General features: G+C 37.1%; 18 protein-coding genes. 2 read left to right on the forward strand and 16 right to left on the reverse strand.

The genetic code is table 11. The annotated features are described in order from the left end of the window. The first annotated feature begins 89 nt into the window (after positions 1 to 89). Positions 90 to 3,311 (forward strand): TonB-dependent receptor, encoded by a 3,222-nt coding sequence (locus D017_RS12325; protein ID WP_035336838.1) that lies wholly within the window; start codon positions 90 to 92, stop codon positions 3,309 to 3,311. A gap of 79 nt (positions 3,312 to 3,390) precedes the next feature. On the opposite strand, the gene D017_RS12330 is transcribed toward D017_RS12325, so the two are convergent. The 9 genes from D017_RS12330 to clpB all read right to left on the reverse strand — a co-directional run bounded on the left by D017_RS12330 (position 3,391) and on the right by clpB (position 10,557). Next, entirely contained in the window at positions 3,391 to 4,038 is a 648-nt protein-coding gene (locus D017_RS12330) for a hemolysin III family protein (RefSeq protein WP_035336839.1), read from the reverse strand. Further along, the gene (locus D017_RS15035) at positions 4,038 to 4,766 is read right to left on the reverse strand and encodes a TlpA disulfide reductase family protein (protein ID WP_225969304.1); all 729 of its coding nucleotides are present in this window, start codon (positions 4,764 to 4,766) and stop codon (positions 4,038 to 4,040) included. The genes D017_RS12330 and D017_RS15035 overlap by 1 nt, the downstream gene beginning before the upstream one ends. Before the next feature lie 134 nt (positions 4,767 to 4,900). Next, complete coding sequence (locus tag D017_RS12340; RefSeq protein WP_035336841.1) at positions 4,901 to 5,239, reverse strand: DUF5713 family protein; 339 nt, start codon at positions 5,237 to 5,239, stop codon at positions 4,901 to 4,903. A 330-nt stretch (positions 5,240 to 5,569) separates the two neighbouring features. Continuing rightward, entirely contained in the window at positions 5,570 to 5,872 is a 303-nt protein-coding gene (locus tag D017_RS12345) for a type II toxin-antitoxin system RelE/ParE family toxin (RefSeq protein ID WP_035336842.1), read from the reverse strand. After that, positions 5,872 to 6,090, reverse strand: a complete 219-nt coding sequence (locus D017_RS12350; RefSeq protein ID WP_035336843.1) for a hypothetical protein — start codon at positions 6,088 to 6,090, stop codon at positions 5,872 to 5,874. Before D017_RS12350 ends, D017_RS12345 begins: the two co-directional genes overlap by 1 nt. A gap of 314 nt (positions 6,091 to 6,404) precedes the next feature. Continuing rightward, positions 6,405 to 6,671 (reverse strand): nucleotidyltransferase domain-containing protein, encoded by a 267-nt coding sequence (locus tag D017_RS12355; RefSeq protein WP_035336844.1) that lies wholly within the window; start codon positions 6,669 to 6,671, stop codon positions 6,405 to 6,407. After that, complete coding sequence (locus D017_RS12360) at positions 6,664 to 7,053, reverse strand: hypothetical protein (RefSeq protein ID WP_035336845.1); 390 nt, start codon at positions 7,051 to 7,053, stop codon at positions 6,664 to 6,666. Before D017_RS12360 ends, D017_RS12355 begins: the two co-directional genes overlap by 8 nt. Beyond that, on the reverse strand, positions 7,050 to 7,727 hold the full coding sequence (locus D017_RS12365; protein ID WP_035336846.1) for an HNH endonuclease signature motif containing protein: 678 nt from the start codon (positions 7,725 to 7,727) through the stop codon (positions 7,050 to 7,052). Before D017_RS12365 ends, D017_RS12360 begins: the two co-directional genes overlap by 4 nt. Positions 7,728 to 7,950: 223 nt before the next feature. Next, entirely contained in the window at positions 7,951 to 10,557 is a 2,607-nt protein-coding gene (clpB, locus tag D017_RS12370; RefSeq protein ID WP_035336848.1) for an ATP-dependent chaperone ClpB, read from the reverse strand. Between the two features lie 231 nt (positions 10,558 to 10,788). On the opposite strand from clpB, the gene ytxJ reads away from it, so the two are divergent. After that, a complete protein-coding gene (gene ytxJ / locus D017_RS12375) occupies positions 10,789 to 11,181 on the forward strand; it encodes a bacillithiol system redox-active protein YtxJ (protein WP_021779014.1) in 393 nt (130 codons plus the stop codon). Here ytxJ and D017_RS15215 read toward each other — a convergent pair. The 7 genes from D017_RS15215 to D017_RS12400 form a co-directional block, all read right to left on the reverse strand. Continuing rightward, positions 11,178 to 11,327, reverse strand: coding sequence for an SsrA-binding protein (locus D017_RS15215; RefSeq protein WP_081804690.1), 150 nt, complete (start codon positions 11,325 to 11,327; stop codon positions 11,178 to 11,180). The two genes, ytxJ and D017_RS15215, sit on opposite strands and share 4 nt — an antisense overlap. A 68-nt stretch (positions 11,328 to 11,395) precedes the next feature. Then, positions 11,396 to 12,580 (reverse strand): hypothetical protein, encoded by a 1,185-nt coding sequence (locus tag D017_RS12380; protein WP_035336849.1) that lies wholly within the window; start codon positions 12,578 to 12,580, stop codon positions 11,396 to 11,398. A 534-nt stretch (positions 12,581 to 13,114) separates the two neighbouring features. After that, a complete protein-coding gene (locus D017_RS15545) occupies positions 13,115 to 13,240 on the reverse strand; it encodes a hypothetical protein (RefSeq protein WP_013752102.1) in 126 nt (41 codons plus the stop codon). A gap of 400 nt (positions 13,241 to 13,640) precedes the next feature. Beyond that, on the reverse strand, positions 13,641 to 16,040 hold the full coding sequence (locus tag D017_RS12385) for a M56 family metallopeptidase (RefSeq protein WP_035336850.1): 2,400 nt from the start codon (positions 16,038 to 16,040) through the stop codon (positions 13,641 to 13,643). Between the two features lie 4 nt (positions 16,041 to 16,044). Continuing rightward, on the reverse strand, positions 16,045 to 16,398 hold the full coding sequence (locus D017_RS12390; RefSeq protein WP_035336852.1) for a BlaI/MecI/CopY family transcriptional regulator: 354 nt from the start codon (positions 16,396 to 16,398) through the stop codon (positions 16,045 to 16,047). 215 nt (positions 16,399 to 16,613) lie between these two features. Continuing rightward, entirely contained in the window at positions 16,614 to 17,891 is a 1,278-nt protein-coding gene (locus D017_RS12395) for an amidohydrolase (RefSeq protein WP_035336853.1), read from the reverse strand. Positions 17,892 to 17,907: 16 nt separating this feature from the next. Continuing rightward, complete coding sequence (locus tag D017_RS12400) at positions 17,908 to 19,737, reverse strand: Xaa-Pro dipeptidyl-peptidase (protein WP_035336854.1); 1,830 nt, start codon at positions 19,735 to 19,737, stop codon at positions 17,908 to 17,910. Positions 19,738 to 19,748: the final 11 nt, after the last annotated feature.

Genomic DNA, 19,748 nt, shown 5'->3' on the forward strand with positions numbered 1-19,748 from the left:
TTGTTAAGAAAATGCTAAAGAAATGTTACTAAAATGAGCGTCTACCTTGATTTACTCTAGTATTTTTACGGGAAACAAATTCAAACTTTATGTTCAAAAATTTTTTCTTTTTAATCGTAGTACTTGGCGCTTTTAGTTTGCAGGCACAAGTAACTACTTCCTCTATTTCGGGAGTAGTAAATGGAGGTAGCGAGACTTTGCCGGGAGCAAACGTTCTTGCAGTACACACTCCTACAGGTACAAGGTATGGTGCTATTACAGACTTCGACGGTCGTTTTAGTCTATTAAACTTACGTGTGGGTGGACCATACACAATCACCATGAGTTATGTAGGTTTCCAAAGTCAAGAGTTTACAGGTGTAAATCTTAACTTAGGTGAAACGTACAACGTTGAAGTAACTCTTAGTGAAGATAGCAATGCGCTAGAAGAAGTAGTAATTACAGGTTCTCGTAATAACACATTTAGTGATGGCCGTACAGGTGCAGCGACTAATGTAGGTGAGAGACAATTAAAGTCACTTCCTACAATATCGAGATCTGCAGCAGATTTTTACCGTCTAGAGCCTAGTGCTTCTAGTAACGGATCTTTTGGAGGTCGTAATGATCAGTATAACAACTTTAGTCTTGATGGGGCGGTTTTTAACAACCCATTTGGACTTGATGCAGCAACGCCAGGAGGGCAAACAGGTTCTCAACCTATATCTCTTGATGCTATTGAGCAAATTCAAGTAAGTACTGCTCCTTATGATGTAACATTATCTGGATTTACAGGAGCTTCTGTAAACGCTGTTACAAAAAGTGGTACTAATGAAGTAAAAGGAACTGTTTACGGTTTTTACAGAAATGAAGATCTCACAGGAGGTAAAGTTGCTGGAGATGATGTTTTTGTAGCAGATCAGAGCCAGAATACTTACGGTATCTCTATAGGAGGACCAATCATCAAAAACAAATTATTTTTCTTTGCAAACTTTGAAAAGGAATCTAGATCAGATCTTGGAGCTCCATGGGCACCTAACAGAAATACTGGGGCTATTAATGAGTCACGTGTATTACCAGCAGATCTTGATGCTGTTTCTGCGGCACTAGGAAGTATCCAGTATGCAGACGGTTCTTTTTATGAGCCAGGAAGATATGAAGGTTTTAACTTTGATGCAGGTTCTACAAAAGCACTTTTTAAATTAGATTGGAACGTGAATGACAAGAACCGTGTGGCACTTGTTTACAATTTACTACGTTCTTCTAAGGAAAATCCAGCAAACCCAAATGCTATCGCATTACGTGGGCCAAGCCAGTCTACATTGCAGTTTGAAAATGCAGGATATGAAATTAATAACAACATAGATTCTTTCCAGTTTGAGTGGAACAGCGATATTGCTAGTAACATCTCAAATAAATTACAAGTAGGTTATACGTTCTTTGATGATTTTAGAAAGCCTTTTTCTACTCCAGGTCCATCTATAAACATTACAAAAGGAGGTCAAAACTATATCATAGCTGGTCATGAGCCATTCTCAATTTCAAATGTACTTGAGCAACAAGTTTTTCAAATCACAAACAACTTGAATATTGTTTCTGGAAGTCACACATTTACTTTAGGAACGTCATTTGAGAAGTTTAGCTTTTACAACTCATTTAACCTAACTGGATATGGTTTTGATTTATTTGGAAGTGTATCAATTGATCAAGATATGGATTTTGATGGTGATGGAGTACTAGATACAGATTATGTAAATGATACAACTGGAGAAACTGATCTTGTAGCTTTTCAAGATTTCTTAGTAAACCAATATCAAGGAACTTTCTTATCTGCAGAGGAAACGTTCAATGATAATAATGGTTTAGCTATTGGTGATCCACAGGGTTGGGCACTTGCTGAGACTAACGTAGGGCAATTCTCTCTATATGGACAAGATCAATGGAAAGCAACAGAAGATTTAACGCTTACATTAGGACTACGTCTTGACAAGCCATTATATTTTGACACAGAAGATAAGATTCAAGAGAATATCGAAAGAAAAATACAAGATTATCAACCAGATAACGTTTATGTAGATCCATCAACTGGAGAAGATGTTCTTCTAGATAGTACAGTACTTCCAGACAATGGATTCTTATTCTCACCTAGATTAGGTTTTAACTGGGATGTAGAAGGAGATAAGACTTTCCAAATACGTGGAGGAACAGGGATATTTACAGGTCGTTTTCCTTTTGTATGGTTAGGTAACCAAGTACAAGGAGTTGACTTTTTCTTTTACCAGACGGTAGATCAAGATTTCAAATGGCCACAAGTATGGAGATCTAACATAGGTGTAGATTACCGCCTAGATAATGGTGTGGTACTTACAGGAGACTTCTCTTACACAAAAGATCTTAATGCTGCACACGTTCAGAACTGGGCACTTGATAATCCATCTGCGACATTACAAGGTGTAGATAACAGACCTATCTATCAAGCTTCAGATTTTTCTACTAATGCTTTTGGAGGACCTACAAATGCGTATGTATTTACAAACTCTGATAATGGTCGTACCATTAATGCTACGTTAAAAGCAGAAAAATCATTTGGTAACGGACTTTATGCAAGTCTTGCTTACAACTACCTAGATTCTAAAAATGTAAACTCTATTGATGCAGAGATTACAGGTGATGCTTTTAATGCAAATGCAATACGTGGTAATGCAAATGACGCGGTGTTATCAAACTCACGTTATGGAGATCAGCACAGAGTTATTGCTGTAGCTTCAAAGAAGTTCGAGTATGGTGATGGCAAGTTTGCTACGACCATTTCTACATTTGCAGAGTGGGCTAGAGGAGGACGTTTTAACTATACATATGCTGGTGATATCAACGGTGACGGAAGTAACTTTAACGATCTTATTTACATCCCAACTGCTGGAGAAGTAGCACAGCAAAATTTTGCTACACCAGAACAAGCAGCAGCATTTAACCAGTACATCGAGCAGGATGATTACCTGAGCGAAAACAGAGGTGGATATGCAGAGCGTTATGGAGCACTAGCACCATGGAGAAGCCGTGTTGACTTCCGTTTATTACAAGATTTCAATTTTGATGTAAAAGGAAAGAAAAACACAATCCAGTTTAGTGTAGACGTTCTTAACTTAGGAAACTTTATCAATTCTGATTGGGGACTTGTTGAGCAACCTAACAGCGTACAGCCAGTAAGTGTAAGTGTTGCAGACGGTGTACCAACATACACGTTCAACGAAGAGCTTACACAAACATTTGGAACAGATGCAAGTCTTTTAAACAGATGGCAAGCACAACTAGGACTACGTTATATCTTTAACTAGGCTATTGTAGATCCCTTACTATTAACAATCAAAATGCCCCTCATTGAGGGGCATTTTTTATTATATGATTTTGAAAGGTTTAAACTCCTACGTAATTGTACACTGCAATAAAGTGAGAGGCTGTACCTACCAAGACAAATACATGAAAAATAGCATGGTTATAAGGTATACGAGAAATACTGTAAAGAATAGCACCTATCGTATATAAAATACCTCCTGTAAATAGCCATTGTACACCCGCTGGATCAAGGTTTGCTAGTAATGGTTTGTATGCAAAAACAATAAGCCAACCCATCGCTACATAAAGGATTGTAGAAAGGATATCAAATCGACCTGTAAAGAAGAGTTTTAATATTGTTCCGAATAAAGCAATAGACCAAGCAATCCCAAAAATCCACCATCCAGTACTTCCTTCTAGAGTTACAAGTGTAAATGGTGTATATGTCCCTGCTATGAGTACGTAGATAGCCGCATGATCAAAAATCTTTAATCTAGCTCTACGTATAGGTTTTACGGCGCTGTGGTAAGCTGTAGAGGCAAAATATAACACAGACATACTAACTCCAAAAATGATAAGACTAACGGTTGCTGTGGTTGAGACGCTTTCGCGAAAGCATAAAAAACCCAAACCAATAATACTTGCTACAAAACCAAAACCATGCGTCCAAATGTTGAGTTTTTCTTCAAGTGGGGAATAATCTGGAGTTGGTTCTACAGTGTTTTCCATTAGTTATCTGCGAGTAAGTAATCTAGGTGTTCCTTAAGGATTTCTGTAACCTCTGCGGCTGGACCTCTTCCTTGAGCCATTACAGCATTTTCTACAAAACGTACGGTACCACTACGATCCATAAATACAAGTTTAGGATAGGTATTTGTTTTTAAATCTTGCTTTAAATAGCTGGCACCATCTACTAGGTGCTCAAAATCAAAAGGTTTCTTAGTTAAAAAAGCGTCGATTTTGCTTTTTGGCTCAAAAGTGATGGCTACAAAATTTACGCGATCCTCATATTGCTTTTTAAGGTCATTGAGATATGGAATCTCTGCGATACAAGGAGGGCAGCTTGTAAACCACAAGTTAATGAGTGTGATTTTATCATTATAACTCTCCTTAGACTTAAGCCCGTTTGCAAGATCTTGCAACTGAAAGTCGGGTAGGGGTTTATTGATTAAACCATTTACTCCTACATTGATATCTAAAGGAGCACTATTAGATTGCGAAAGCATTACCTCGACCTCTTGTATAATTGAGTCTTGTCGCACACGAGAATGGCGAACTTTAAAGTTGGCTTTAGTGTATTTCCAGCTTCCTTGCGCACCATAAACCTCCTCAATAGATTTTAGTTTGGCTTGAAAAGCCTCCTCATTATAGGTGTCACCTTGAAAAACGTAGTAGTTGTCTTGCGCGTTAAGCGCTAGCGCAAAGAAGAGTATAAATAAGCATTGTATTTTTTTCATCATCATAGGTATGTGTTACAAAGATAGCTATTGCTATCAAACACGCACCTATATACATTTATCGTGCCTTAATAGGGGTTAGGGTTGATTTTAGGTTTTATACCAATAATGAAGTCAGATACTTACATATTAGATTACCAATCTCTAGTTGCAATTAAATCTTCAATATCAGCTTCAAAACCGTATGATCTAGAGATGAACTGAAAATCTATAGCGATACATTCTCTTGCAGCAGTTTCTATTTCACTATCATTTTCGTAAAACTCTTCTTGTAATTCGTTAAATCTATCCGTTGCCTTATGAGTCAAAGCATATAGTTCTTCAAGAGTTTGTGGTTTTTTAATTTCGATCTCCTTACATAAATCAATCAGAATATCTTTTCCTTTATCAACAAGGTAATTTGGAAAATATTCATCCTCATACATTTCTTTCAAAAATGAATATTCAGCCATTTGTTTATTCACTAATTTCATTTGTTTAATGTTTTTAGAATGACAAGAAAGCAGAGTTAGAATCAAAATTAATTGATATTTTAATATTTTCTTCATATTACTTCCAACAGACCACTACATAAAGCAAATGCAACTCCAGTAATTATCGGAACTGCTAGTAAGCCTGTTTTTATTTTTAATTAATTTAAACTTATTTGTGTAAGTGTGCATCATACAGTTTTCAATTTTCGGTGTAATCGGGACGCTTCATCCATTGTTCTGTCGGTTGCAACCAATATTAAACTCTCTATAATTGAGACGTGCGCTTTTTGGCGATTAGCCGCAGCAGTTCGATGTATGGTGAGTTGTTTTTTAAATATCCTTTCTTAGTTTGTCAGGATTTTGTCTTGTATCAACAATTGTAATGATTTCAATTTCGTCTAGTCCTGTCGAAATTCTATAATAAAAGGTAGTTTGTTTTGTTACAACACACTTATACAAGCCTTTGAGTTCTGAGGATTGAGGGCAGCTTTCTGGTTGAAAAGATATCTGTTTAATTTTTTCAGTTAGCTTTTCAATAAACTGATCACGTGTTTTTGAATTCCAATTTTCTAAAAGATATTCGGATAGTATCAGGAGTTTTCTTTCTGCTAATTCAGATAAGAATACCTTCATTAAGAAATCCTTTTCAAGAATGAATCAAAAGAAACTCGTTTTCCACTATCAAGCTGATTAATTCCTTCTTTAATTTCACTTTGTTCAGAAGTAGTTAATTCATTCCAAAAATCAACTTTTTCAGCATTTACAAAGTCAGCTACTTTTTGAATAAAATCACTATTTTCTATCGCTAAGATAGTTTTTACTAATTCTATTTTTGTTGATTGAATATCCATATTAATTGAGTTAACTCATCAAATATACAAAAAGAGTTTTTATCAGTTTGCTGAGTGATTATGCATCCCAACATGATACTACATAAAGCAAGGGCATCTCCCGATAGTTATCGGAACTTCTAATATTCCTATTTTATTATTTTTTAATTGATTGTTTATTTACAAGTATTTAAGAAAGATGACGCTTTCGCGAAAGGGTAATTTGGAGAGGACTCTGCGATGTGAATTATAAATCAAAATTAGCTTAAAAGCTTGTGCTAAGCGTAGCCGAAGTAGACTTGTTTTTTAACTCAGAACTTTGTTGGTGGTAGTTTTTATAATTTTTTATGTTTTGCGTTTGACAGGAATTCTGTCTCTATTTCCTCTTCTTTTGAAAGAAGAATAGTGTCAATTTTTATTTCTAATTCAGTATTTAAATAAATTAATATTTCAGAACGATAGTTTAATGCCTGTTTAATATCTATAAATTTTTTATCGTAAATGATAGCTATGTCAATATCAGATGGTGTATCTGAATATAATGATGAACCAAAAAGGTATAAATCAAAATGTTCTTTGCGCTTTATGTTTAAATCAATCATCTTTTTTCTTCTTTTTCTCGTAATTGACTAAAGCTTTTCCTGTAAAATTAACTGCTCCAAAAAAATCTCTATTGTCAAAAAGTCCAACATTCATAGATTTAGCTAAATCTTTTGCAGCTAATGAATATCGGTTGTAGAATCCTACTAATACAATACAATCAATTTCTTGTAAGTTTGGGTTTATTCCGTGAACTTCTGCCTCACCAGCTATATAAATGTCAGCAACTATAATTTTTAAATCAGACCTATTTCCAGTTCGTTTAATTATGTATAAATCACTTCCTAAATCAGTTAAACTAGCTACTGCATTATGACCTTTCATTCCATTTTCAAAGAATATTTTACTTGAAGTAGCAACTGCCTGTTTATTTTTATCTCTCATCTAAATATGTTTTCAAATCCATTAGGAAAAGTAGGAACAGTTGAATTCACATCTCCTGAAATTTTATTGTACTCAAACCCATCTCTATGTAGTTTATATTCTATGAATAACCCGAACTCGTTACCTTCTAGTAAATCTTGATTTAGTTCAATAAATGCTTCGATTTTTCTGTTATTCGGCAATATTTTTTGGATGGCAAGCTTTTCCCACATTATTTCGGTTGCCATCTGGTTTATTATTGCATTTTCAGAATGTGGTCCAAACTTATCAAAAATTGCTTTATTTTCAGCTTGTAATGGTTTTAAGTACCTATTTGCTTCATCTCGTGAGTTTAGTTTTGGAACTTTAAAAATATTAGCAATACTTTTTTCGTGATTAGATTTCCATTGCTTGATAGTATCATTTGGGAATAACATTGGATTTTTATCAACGATTGTATGACAGGTTGGACATAACAATATTATATTATCAAATTCATCACGTTCATCAAGTGGTAGAGAATTATCTCCTCTTGGACCTTTTTCTTTTTGTCCAATGATGTGAGCTAATTCTTCTATGTTGGTTATTTTACCACTTTCAAAAAATGGAAATAAATCAGAATGACAGTCAGGTTTTCCGCAGAAGCCTCCTGAAGATGCCCAAAGTTTTCGTTTAACTATTGTTCTTATTGACATTCTGTTTTCTCAAATTATGGCCAAAAGGTCACCACACAAAGCGAGTGCTCTATTTTATGATGTGCCTATTTTGATTGTTTTTTAATTGATTGTTTAAATATACACTTATTAGTGTATTCGTCACCGCACAAACAACCTTAAAAACTTATCACTCAGGCCACAAAAAAAAAGTGGATACCTATTGCTAGATATCCACTTTATATAATCATCAATCAATCAATCTTTATTCTTCTTCTCCTGTGCGTTCTCCTTCGTTTCTAAAGACGAGTTTGTCGTCAAAGGAATCTACGAGTATCACACTGTCTGATGCTACTTTACCGCTCAAAATTTCTTTTGATAACTGGTTAAGCACCTCGCGCTGCATTGCTCGTTTTACAGGTCTTGCACCATATTCTGGCTGGAAACCTGCTTCGGCAAGGAAGTCTATAGCTTGCTTTGTTGCGTCTAGCGTGATATTCTGCTGTGAGAGCATCTTTCTAATGCCCTTGAACTGCAGTTTTACAATATCACGTATATCTTTTCGCGTAAGCGGACTAAACATTACAATGTCATCTATTCTATTTAAGAACTCTGGACGTATGTTTTGTTTTAATAATCCTAGCACATCTACCTTTGCAGACTCCATTGCAGCATCTACATCTGGAATAGCCTCAAAACGCTCTTTTATAATATGACTACCCATATTTGAAGTCATAATGATAATGGCATTTCTAAAGTCGGCAGTGCGGCCTTTGTTATCTGTAAGTCTACCTTCATCAAGCACCTGTAATAATACGTTAAACGTATCTGGGTGTGCCTTCTCAATCTCATCTAGCAATACCACAGAGTAGGGGCGACGTCGCACGGCCTCCGTAAGCTGGCCACCTTCATCATAGCCCACATATCCTGGAGGCGCTCCCACCAGACGGCTCACACTGTGACGCTCTTGATACTCACTCATATCTATGCGCGTCATCGCATTCTCATCATCAAAAAGATACTCTGCCAGTGCCTTTGCAAGTTCTGTTTTACCTACACCGGTTGTTCCTAAAAATAAGAACGAACCAATTGGCTTCTTTTGATCTTGTAAACCTGCACGGCTGCGTCGTACGGCATCACTTACGGCAACAATAGCCTCACGTTGTCCCACCACACGTTTGTGCAACTCGTCTTCTAGCTTGAGTAGCTTCTCACGTTCACCCTGTAGCATTTTTTGTACTGGGATTCCCGTCCATTTTGCAACCACCTCTGCAATGTCTTCGCTGGTTACTTCTTCCTTAATAAGCGAAGTATCTGCTTGACTTGCAAGATCCTTTTGTAGCTCCTCAAGATGCTCTTGAGCTTCTTTTATTTTACCATAGCGTAGCTCTGCTACCAGGCCATAGTTTCCTTCGCGCTCTGCTTTTTCGGCTTCTAGCTTGTAGTTTTCTATGTCTTGTTTTGCATTTTGTACTCTCTCTACAATATCCTTTTCAGATTGCCACTGCGCGTTAAGATCGTTGCGCTCCTCTTTGAGGTTTGCTAGATCTGCACGTAGGCTTTTGAGCTTATCTTCATCTTTCTCACGTTTTATCGCCTCAATCTCAATCTCTAGTTGCATCACACGACGGTCTAACACATCGAGTTCTTCTGGCTTAGAGTTAATTTCCATTCGCATTTTTGCGGCAGCTTCATCCATTAAGTCAATCGCCTTGTCTGGTAAAAATCTGCTCGTGATATAGCGCTGTGATAACTTTACAGCAGCAATGATAGCATCATCCTTAATACGCACCTTGTGGTGTGTCTCATACTTGTCTTTGATACCACGTAAGATAGAAATCGCACTCTCTGTATCTGGCTCATCTACGGTTACCTTCTGGAATCTACGCTCGAGGGCCTTATCTGCTTCAAAGTATTTTTGATACTCATCAAGCGTGGTAGCACCTATGGCGCGCAGCTCCCCACGAGCAAGGGCAGGTTTTAAGATGTTTGCCGCATCCATCGCTCCTTGTCCGCCACCAGCACCTACCAGTGTGTGTATCTCATCTATAAAGAGTACGATATCGCCATCACTTTCTGTTACTTCTTTAATAACCGCTTTAAGACGTTCTTCAAATTCTCCTTTAAATTTTGCTCCAGCAATAAGAGCTCCCATATCCAGGGCAAATATTTGCTTGTTCTGTAAGTTTTCTGGGATATCACCATCTACAATTCTATGCGCAAGACCTTCGGCAATGGCGGTTTTACCAGTACCTGGCTCTCCTACAAGTATAGGATTGTTCTTCGTACGACGCGTTAAGATTTGTAATATGCGTCGTATCTCTTCATCTCTACCTATTACTGGATCTAGCTTGCCTGTGCGTGCTAGTTCGTTAAGGTTTTTTGCATACTTGCTTAGTGAGTTATATGTCTCTTCTGCACTTTGTGAGGTCACACGGTTACCTTTGCGCACTTCTGTAATAGCAGCTTGTAGGTGCTTCTCAGTCACTCCTTGATCCTTTAAGATCTGGGCTACTTTACTTTTTGTCCCGAAAATAGCGAGTATGAGATGCTCGATAGAGACATACTCATCATTCATATTTTTGGCAATAATATTAGCCTGAGTGATTGCTTTATTTGCTTCTCTCCCTAACATTATATCACCACCAGACACCTTAGGATAACTCTCAAGGGTGCTGTCTAAAATTTGCTGTAATAAAGGCACATTTACATCAAGTTTTTGAAGCAAGAAAGGCGTTACGTGCTCATCTACTTCAAAAATTGCTTTGAAAATATGCTCATTTTCTATTTGCTGGTGGCCTAGCTCTTGAGCAATTTGCTGTGCTCGCTGTATGGCCTCCTGCGACTTTATCGTAAAATTGTTAATATTCATTTCATATGTTTTAAGAGACCATTACTTGCTGTTAAGAGCTTGTATATGGTTTCTGGTTGTACTTTTTTTGAGAGACAATAGTCAAGTATTGTTCCAAGACGGTATTGCGACATAATGTCCTGTGAAGGCTTGAATTAACTGACTTTATGACTTATTTAAGAACTATTTTACGCTTTCGCGAAAGCGTAACACAGACACAACGACTACCTTTGTATAAAAGCATATTGAAGAATGGGAATATTTAATTCGATTTTTGGAGGAGATAAAGAACCTCAAGAGGAAAAAACACCAATGCCGTGGAAGCAACTTACCACACTCGAGCAACTGGATCAAATTGCAAAAGATTCTGAAACGAAGCCACAGGCGATATTTAAGCACTCTACAACTTGCGGTATAAGCCGTATGGCAATACGCCAGCTAGAGGCACAATATGATATAGACCCAAACCAGCTAGATATCTATTACTTAGATCTTAAGGCGTACAGAGAAGTGTCTAATGAAGTGGGATATAAATTTCAGGTAATGCACCAAAGCCCGCAGATTATATTGATTAAGAATGGAACCGCTGTGTATTCTGACAGCCACGGAGCGATAAGCGCACAAGCACTTGCCGAAAAGATTTAATCTAACGCTCTCTTTGTAACCCAGATTCTATACCCGATAATCGCAAGCTGAAACTTTGTAGCTTGTGTAAGGTCAAGACCACGTTTTGAATAGGAGGGAAGTACTGCCTTATTAACTTTGGCAAGAAATTTATAGAGTGTTTGCATACCGTCAAAAGTAGCTAAAAAACAAAGCCGTAACGCATTGCGTTACGGCTTTTATCTGTTTATAAAGACTAGTTGTTATTTCTTAAAATAATATCCTTAATGCGATTTTTAATGTCTTCACCAGCGTCGTACACCATTTGCTCATTAGTAGGAAACGGGACTGCTCTATTACGAGTACGATCATAAAGCTCATCTTCCAGTGCTCTTCTATCACCTCTGTAGGTCGCATATCTGTGATCAAAAATAAACTCAGATGCTAGCGGAAGCGATTGTAGAACCTGATTTGTATTACTATCAGAATAGCGCACGCGGCCTACTACATTTACAGCTTTGTTCTGGATAAACTCAAAGTACGTGCAACGTACCGTAATCATATTATCTACCAGTACTTTCTCTCCATCCTCATCATAAACCACATTACCATCTTCATCCTTTAGAACGATGGTACCGTCTTTAATGAGTTTTTCTTGTTGCACCTCTCTTTCTTTGATGCGCTCTGGAGAAATATTAATCTCTGTAAAAGCAACTTCCATATTGTAGTCGTAGGATACCTCATTAAGCGGATTGCTATGATACACGGTCCAGAAATCGTTAAGGCCATAAGTAGAAAAGTCTAACAGCTCGTTTTCTAATTGTACTGGTAACGCTATATTACTATCATTAAATAACGTCACGGCAACAAAGTCTGTCCCTTTAAGATGTACAGATTCCATCATATTTTTGATGTCCTTATAACCTGGCTTAAGCGTATTTAAGTAGGCGAGATCCTCATAGATAGTACGATAATCCTCTTTTGAAGATGCTGTAGTGATAGCGTCAAGGCTACTGTTATATAAGGAAGCAGCTAGCTTTTCCTTAGAAGATATAAGTTTATCGGTGTAGTTTACAAAGTCAAAACGAGCAGTTCTGTTTTCGTCAATTACTTGCAAAGGTAAGATAGGTCTTATGCGATCTTGACGTCTTTGTAACGACACATAGGTCTCATAAATTTCCTCAAGATTTGTTTCCTGATTTTCTTTTACGAGAAATGAAATACGATCTGCATCGCGCGCAGATGCTTTTGCAAACGCATCTTCAAGAAGCAGCACAAAGTCTTGCTTATTTTTTTTATCTGGATTGCGTTGCAACTTTTTAAGAGTAATCGCGATGGCATCATCATAATTACCGCTGTTAAGCGTTGCAGTAGTCTTTTTTACCGAATTGCAGCTTACTACAAATACGGTAGTAAGGATTGCGAGAAATAAATTTTTCATCGTACAATGGGTATTGATTGGTGATGACAACTCCAACGAGCGTGCCAAAATTATAAAAGCCCAAATGTAGCTGAAAATATACTATTGAAATGAATGGAAGGGATGTGATTAATACGCTTTCGCGAAAACGTGCTATATCTAAAGTAAGTTTTTTAAAAAACACACACAGAGCAGGCCTTAACTCGGCGGTGTGAAGAGGTCAATTATTTATCCGAAGATAAGTTCTAATGCAGTGATGATAATTTGGATCATTTTTGATTGTTTTTAATTGATTGATAAAGATTGATGAATGTTGATTGATGAATGTCGGAGTGATTAATTCCCTAATTGTAAAAAAGGGTAGTAACTATATAAGAGATGCTAAGGCTTACCATAAATACGGTATAGATTCCTAATACTTTGTTCGTTTTTACTTGCGGCTTGTTGTTTGCTTGCGTTTTCATAATGGATGGTTTTTGATGGATTAGTAATGATTAATGATTGATGATTGATGAATGATGATTGATAAATGATGATTGATGAATGTCGGAGTGATTAATTCCCTAATTGTAAAAAAGTAGTAACTATATAAGAGATGCTAAGGCTTACCATAAATACGGTATAGATTCCTAAAACTTTGTTTGTTTTTACTTGCGGCTTGTTGTTTGCTTGCGTTTTCATAATAGATTTTTTTGATTGTTACTAGATGCGTTGTTTGTTATTGATGAAGCAAAGAAGTCATCTTGAACGCAGTAAAACAAATCGAAAAGAAGTTTTTAATGAAATTAGCGTGAATGTTATAACTAAATTAATGACATAGGTTAAAATGTGTAATCCTTATGTCTTAAAAGTGGTTAATATATGTTAGCCTACATACTATTAACCATTCATTGTGTTAGTTCTGTAGAGACATTTTGAGCTATTTAGAATTTTTGTAGGCAAATTATGGCTCATTTTAACCATATTAATCCGATTTCATCATTTTGTAGCGAATTATCACAAGTGGAAGTTGAAAAAAACAGCGCATAAAAAAAGTCCGCTTTCTGATGGAAAGCGGACTTTTAAAATTATGTGATTGTAGTTAATCTTTGGTTTTAACAAGTATTACTCCGTTTTTTCCTGCCTGCCCATAGAGTTCAATTGCTTTTTCCTCTTTTACAATAGAAATGCTTTCGATATCATTTGGATTTAAGTTTTTCATTTGTCCAGAGGTATGCAATTTACCATTGATATAGATAATAGGTTTATCGGAGGAGTCAGATTTCAAAATATCTTCTTCAGGTAATTGTTCCATTAACTTATTCTGTGATAAACTAGATACAGTCGAGGAAGCTTCATCCAATAGCTTTTGATAAAGAGGAGTATCTTCTTTAATTTGTTTTCCCCATCTATTATAGAAACTCTTAGACCCTTCAGGGCTAACAACAGAGTAGTAAGTTTCTTCATCGAGTGTTACGTAGCGCATGTCTCTTTGTTGCCTGCTATTTTTATAGTTTTCTCTATCGCTTTTTAAATTCTCACGTCGCTCCTTCATTTGCATTTTCATGCTGTCACGGCGTGATAGCATATCTTGTCTCATAGAGTCTACCTGAGCTCTTCCTTGTAGGCTTCTGCGTTCTTCCATACGAGCTCGCATATCCTGCTTGCGAGCTTCCATGTTTGTACGCATACTGTCTCTGCTATTTATCATTGATTTGCGACGTTTTTCCAAGCTGGCTCTCCTGTTGTCATAAGCTTTTCTCTGATCATTCTCCATATTAACATTCCCCATGCCTGTACTGCCGTCAGCATTGCGATATATGTAAATGTCGTTGATAGGATTAGAGCTCTTTAAGGTGTAATTCTTGTTATTCCCATTATCATCTTTAAGATTGACTGAAATTTTTTCTATTTCTAGATTTCTATTTCTCTTAATGCCACTTACCTTCAGAGTAGCGTTGTGCTTATCTTTCATTACTTTAATAAGTGCATCAATCTCGTTATCCGTTGTGTTTTTAGTAATGATATAGCTATAAGTTTCTTGAGAATTTAAAACCTTAGGCGCTCTTAGAGTATCTTTTATCTGGATTTTAGGACTTTGGCTTAAAAGTGTTGTGTCTTTAACCACAACGGGTGGGTTATATGATGCTCTTGGATAATTTCCTTTATTTTCTTCCTCATAGCTGTCCCCATTTTTAATAAGTGCTCTGTCATATACGGTGCCAAGCAAGTTTAAGAACTCAAGTTTATCTACATCAATGCGAAATGAAGTTCCTTTTTCTCCATTTTCTATAACATTAATACCTTTTTCATTAAAACTAATTTGATACCCTTCCCAAGTTTTAGAGATATCTTTGGCGCGTTTAAAACGTGTATGGAAAACACGGTCTCCAGCAAACTTAGTTTGAAAGTCAAAACGTTTTATAATTCCATTTTCGGCTATTCTTCGATTTGAAAAGCGTATTAAGCTCTGCGGAAATCTTTCGGCAACTTCTTTTTCAATATTATCTAAATCTAGGGCTGTGCTATTTCTTGTAATTGTAAATTCATTGTTGCGTACTGGCTTAATAGAAGGTGTTTCCGCTTTCGCGAAAGCGATATTATCCTCCTCCACATAATTAGTCACTTCTTTTACATTAAAAGAGTACATAAAGAGCGCAAGCACGGGAATGATAAGTGATAACCTCCAAAGATTGTTTTTGTGGGATTGTGGTGTATTGATCATAACGATTCGTTTTTTGATAAATGATTGATAAAATTGATTAGTAAGTGCTGGGGCAAATGAGGGGGATGAGACCTGTACCAGCGTGCGTTGATATTGTTTTGGATTCTTAATTTCTTGTATAGCTTGGTGATCTGCTAGGTATTCTAGATTTTGCTCAAGACTGTTTTTATACATCCAGGCAAAGGGGTTACACCATTGTATCACAAGCGTTATTTGAGATAAGAGCATATCTAGAGAGTGCCTTTGCTGTGCGTGTACTTTTTCGTGAGCGATAATCATCTCAAGTTCTTCTGGCGTGTGAAACGCAGGATTGTAAACAATTTTTGAAAAGAAAGAAAACGGACTTATCGCTTTTGTAACTGCTACAAATGTATAGCGCCCTTTTGTACTGCGACTGCCAGATGCAATGAGCTGTCTTAAGGATATATATTGCGCACAAAGCCTACAGAGCATTATACAGATACCTATTATATATATTATGAAAAGTACCTGCCACCAGTTTACAGCTTGTTCTACAGGTTGCGATGTTACAGCGATGGGTGCAGTTTTTACGGAGCTTATATCCAGAGAGGTCATCACAAGCGGTTGCGAGGGTATAATCACCTCAATCTCACGTGTAAATTCTATAAAAGGAAGGGTAATAGCAGCAATGATACCGGCTATAAAGTAATGCCTTTTTGCGGTAAACAAGGTGTTTTTATAAAGTACGGTTAGGTAGATTACATAGAAGAGCCCGAGTATGGAGGCGCTTTTTGTAAGGAGTATGAGCGTTTCCATAAGCTTATTTTTTTTCTATGATTGCTAGTATTTCTCTAAGCTCATCTGCAGAGATCTTTTCTTCTTTGGCAAAAAAGGAAACCATATTCTTATACGAGTTACCAAAATACTTTTGAGTAGTCGTCTCCATAAACTCCTTACGATAGGATTCTAAAGATACGGTAGGGAAGTACTGGTGTGTTTTTCCAAAGGCTTGATGCCCTACATATCCTTTATCTGCCAGATTTCTTATAATGGTAGAAACTGTATTGTAATGATTGCCTTCTGGTAATGCGGCTACGACCTCTTTTACAAAGGCGCGCTCAAGCTTCCATAGAGAGTGCATAACCTGTTCTTCTTTATTTGTGAGTTTATCCATAAGAAACAATTTTATAGTATCGCTTTGCAAGCGATTGTATACGAGTGATTTGATTGATGATTCAAACATACAACGAAAAATATAGTTAAACAACTATTTTTGTAGTTATACAACGAATTTTATAGTTTACGAGGGATTTGGGTTTAAAAAAACCGTAAATAACTTATAGCTATTTACGGTCTAATGTATAACGATCTATTATGCTAGAGTAGGGGTTATTGCCCTAGATAGTCTTGTGTCATTTGTACAAACGTTTTTACACCTAGAAGCATCCCACTTTCATCTATATAAAAGTCTGGTGTGTGGTGCGGGAACGCCTCTGTGGTGCCTGGAGTTTTACCCCCTAAGAAAAAATAAAGCCCAGGAACTTCTTTCTGAAAGAATGAAAAGTCTTCTGCACCAGTAATTGCTTTTATCACGTGTACGTTTTCTTTACCAGCTGCCTTCTCTAGTGAAGGTACCATCTGGCTCGTAAGATTTTCATCATTATATGTAATAGGATACCCTTCAGGTATTGTAATGGTCGCTTCTGTGCGGTAAGCCGCAGCAATAGCCGGTACCATTTCCTTCATACGGTTATTAATATAAGTTTGCATATCATAATCTAGTGTACGTAATGTACCTACTATATGTGTTTCTTCTGGTATAATATTACTACGTACGCCCGCATTAATTTTACCTATAGATAATACTGCAGCCTCGTCTGTGAGGGGAATCTCACGAGATATGATGGTTTGTAAGCCATCTATAATCTTTACGGCTGCCATAATAGGGTCACGACTTGTCCACGGGGTTGAGCCGTGGCTTTGTTTTCCTTTTATATGTATCTCAAAGCTCTGTGAAGCGGCCATAATTCCGCCTGGCTTATAGGCAATAGTATTTACATCTTGCCCAGACCCTATGTGAAGGCCAAAAATGGCATCTACATCTGGGTTTTTAAGCACATTTTCTTTTACCATAAGTTCTGCACCACCTTCTTCGCCAGGAGGCGCACCTTCCTCGGCTGGTTGAAAGATAAATTTTACGGTTCCTGCAAAGTCATTATTTTTTGCAAGTATCTCTGCCACGCCCATAAGAATTGCGATGTGTGTATCGTGACCACAAGCGTGCATTACAGGCACGGCCTCACCACGATATTCTCCCATTGCTTCAGATTTAAACGGTAAGTCTGCACGTTCTTTTACGGGTAATCCATCTATATCTGCTCGTAGTGCGAGTACTTTTCCTTTACGCTTTCCTTCTAGTATGCCTACAACTCCAGTTTTGGCAACAACGGTTTGTACCTTCATACCTAGGGATTTGAGGTGTGTAGCTATTTTTTCGGCAGTTTTAAACTCTCTGTTTCCTAGTTCTGGATTTTGATGAAAGTCACGACGCCATTCTATGACCTTAGATTCTATATCATTAATTTGTTGCTCTAGATTGTTTTGCGCTTTCGCGAAAGCGGTAAAAAGTAACACACTAGAAAATAATAAGGTTGTTGTATACTTCATTTATGTAATGATATTTTTAATTAATCGTATTGCTGAATGCCGTTTCGCCACCTACAATTGGTAGGGTAAGTTTAGTTTTTGATAGATCTACTGTTAGCTCTGTTCCAGGATTAGGAAGTACTGTAAACTCGCTATCACTAGAGAAAATCATTAAGCCAATTTGCTGTCCTTTTCTTATAATTTGATCATCTGGCATTAGGTCAAATGTCACTTCATAAAACTCACCTTTCTTAAGAGGTTCACTTTTACGTATGGAGGCATAATTTTGAGGATCTGCCCATCCACGAGTGATAAGATTATCTGTTATTTTAATCTCTTTCCCTTCTTCATAAGGTAATGAAACAAGGTAGACGCTCAAGTTTGCTGCTTCCTTACTACTAGAGACACTAATAGTTACATTAGGTGTTCCAGAAATATGTAACTCATCCTTAAGAGTAGGAGTGAGGTACAACAATCTGTTTTGAGATGCAGAAGCCTTCATCATATCTTTAGCACTCACAGTAGCGTCATCTACTAGTGTTTCCTTAGCTAGTTTCTTTGCTTTTTGAGTAGATAACGTTCCTGCTCCATTAGTACTTTTTCCTAAGTATAATGTAATATCCTTTGCTTGTGGGTTTGGATAGTTTTCATAAGCTGTAGGCTGATCTCTAGCGTCGTTTTCTCTTACAATTTGTGCTTTGGGATCATTTTCAACGCCATTATCTATTCCGTGTAAATACTTTGTAAACCATCGGTTCATCATCTTCATAGGTGGAGGACCTCCATGACCATTCTGATGATAAAAAATCTGACTAGGGATACCCATTTCTTGGGCTCGCTTGTAGATGCGGTAGCTATGTTCTGGCATTACATTCCAGTCATTAAAACCATGGGACATTAATAATGCTGCTTTCATAGGCTTCATATCATTAAGATAATCTCTACCTGCCCAGAAATCATTGTAATCCCCTGTTGCACGATCCATCCCGTTTTTAAGCTCAATATCTCTCACAAGACTATCTGCATACGCTCTTTTTGATTCGTCTCCACTATGTATAAAGTTGTACAATACATCGATATCTTCACCTAGATACCCTCCAGGAGAACGCACTAGTCCGTTAGATCTGTAGTAATGATAATATGAAGTATTAGGAGCTATAGGAATAATAGCCTCAAGACCATCAACTCCAGTTGTTGCAGCAGCTAGTGGTAGGGTGCCATTGTAAGATGTTCCGGTCATCCCAACTTTACCTGTAGACCAGAATGCTTTTACCTCTTCATTACTGTCAATTTCTTTATAACCTTTTGCTCTACCGTTGAGCCAGTCTACAACAGCTTTAGGTGCAAGTGATTCATTATCACCACCTACCGTAGGAGAACCTTCTGATAGTCCAGTTCCTGGAGAAGATGAGTGTACCACAATATAACCCCTAGGAATCCAAGTCTTAATGAGCGAATTTGAAATTACGGGACGTTTTCCTCTACGTACGACAACTCCGTTTGCTATTGGTTTTTCTTGAGCTCCTATTTCATGTTTTACATCATAAAATAAATTGGGATCATTTGCTGCAACGCCTGCATAATAAGGGCTTGTCTCATAAATAACGGGCAGTTTTAGTCCGCTTTCGGTTTGTAGGGGTCTTGTTACATCTACGTGCATACGATCTAGCTTGCCATCACCATCTGTGTCAAATTCTGTCTCAACCCATAAATCCTCTCGAATCCAACTAGACGGTATATCAAATGCAGGAACTATTTGCGCTTCTCCATCTTTAAATATTGGTTGGTCAATCTGTTGTGAATGTAAGGTGGTAGCCGCCATTGCAGTAACTGCAAACGGCATTAATGTTTTAAAAAATATCTTCATAGGGATCTAAT

The sequence above is a fragment of the Dokdonia sp. PRO95 genome, assembly GCF_000355805.1.
Lineage (GTDB): Bacteria > Bacteroidota > Bacteroidia > Flavobacteriales > Flavobacteriaceae > Dokdonia.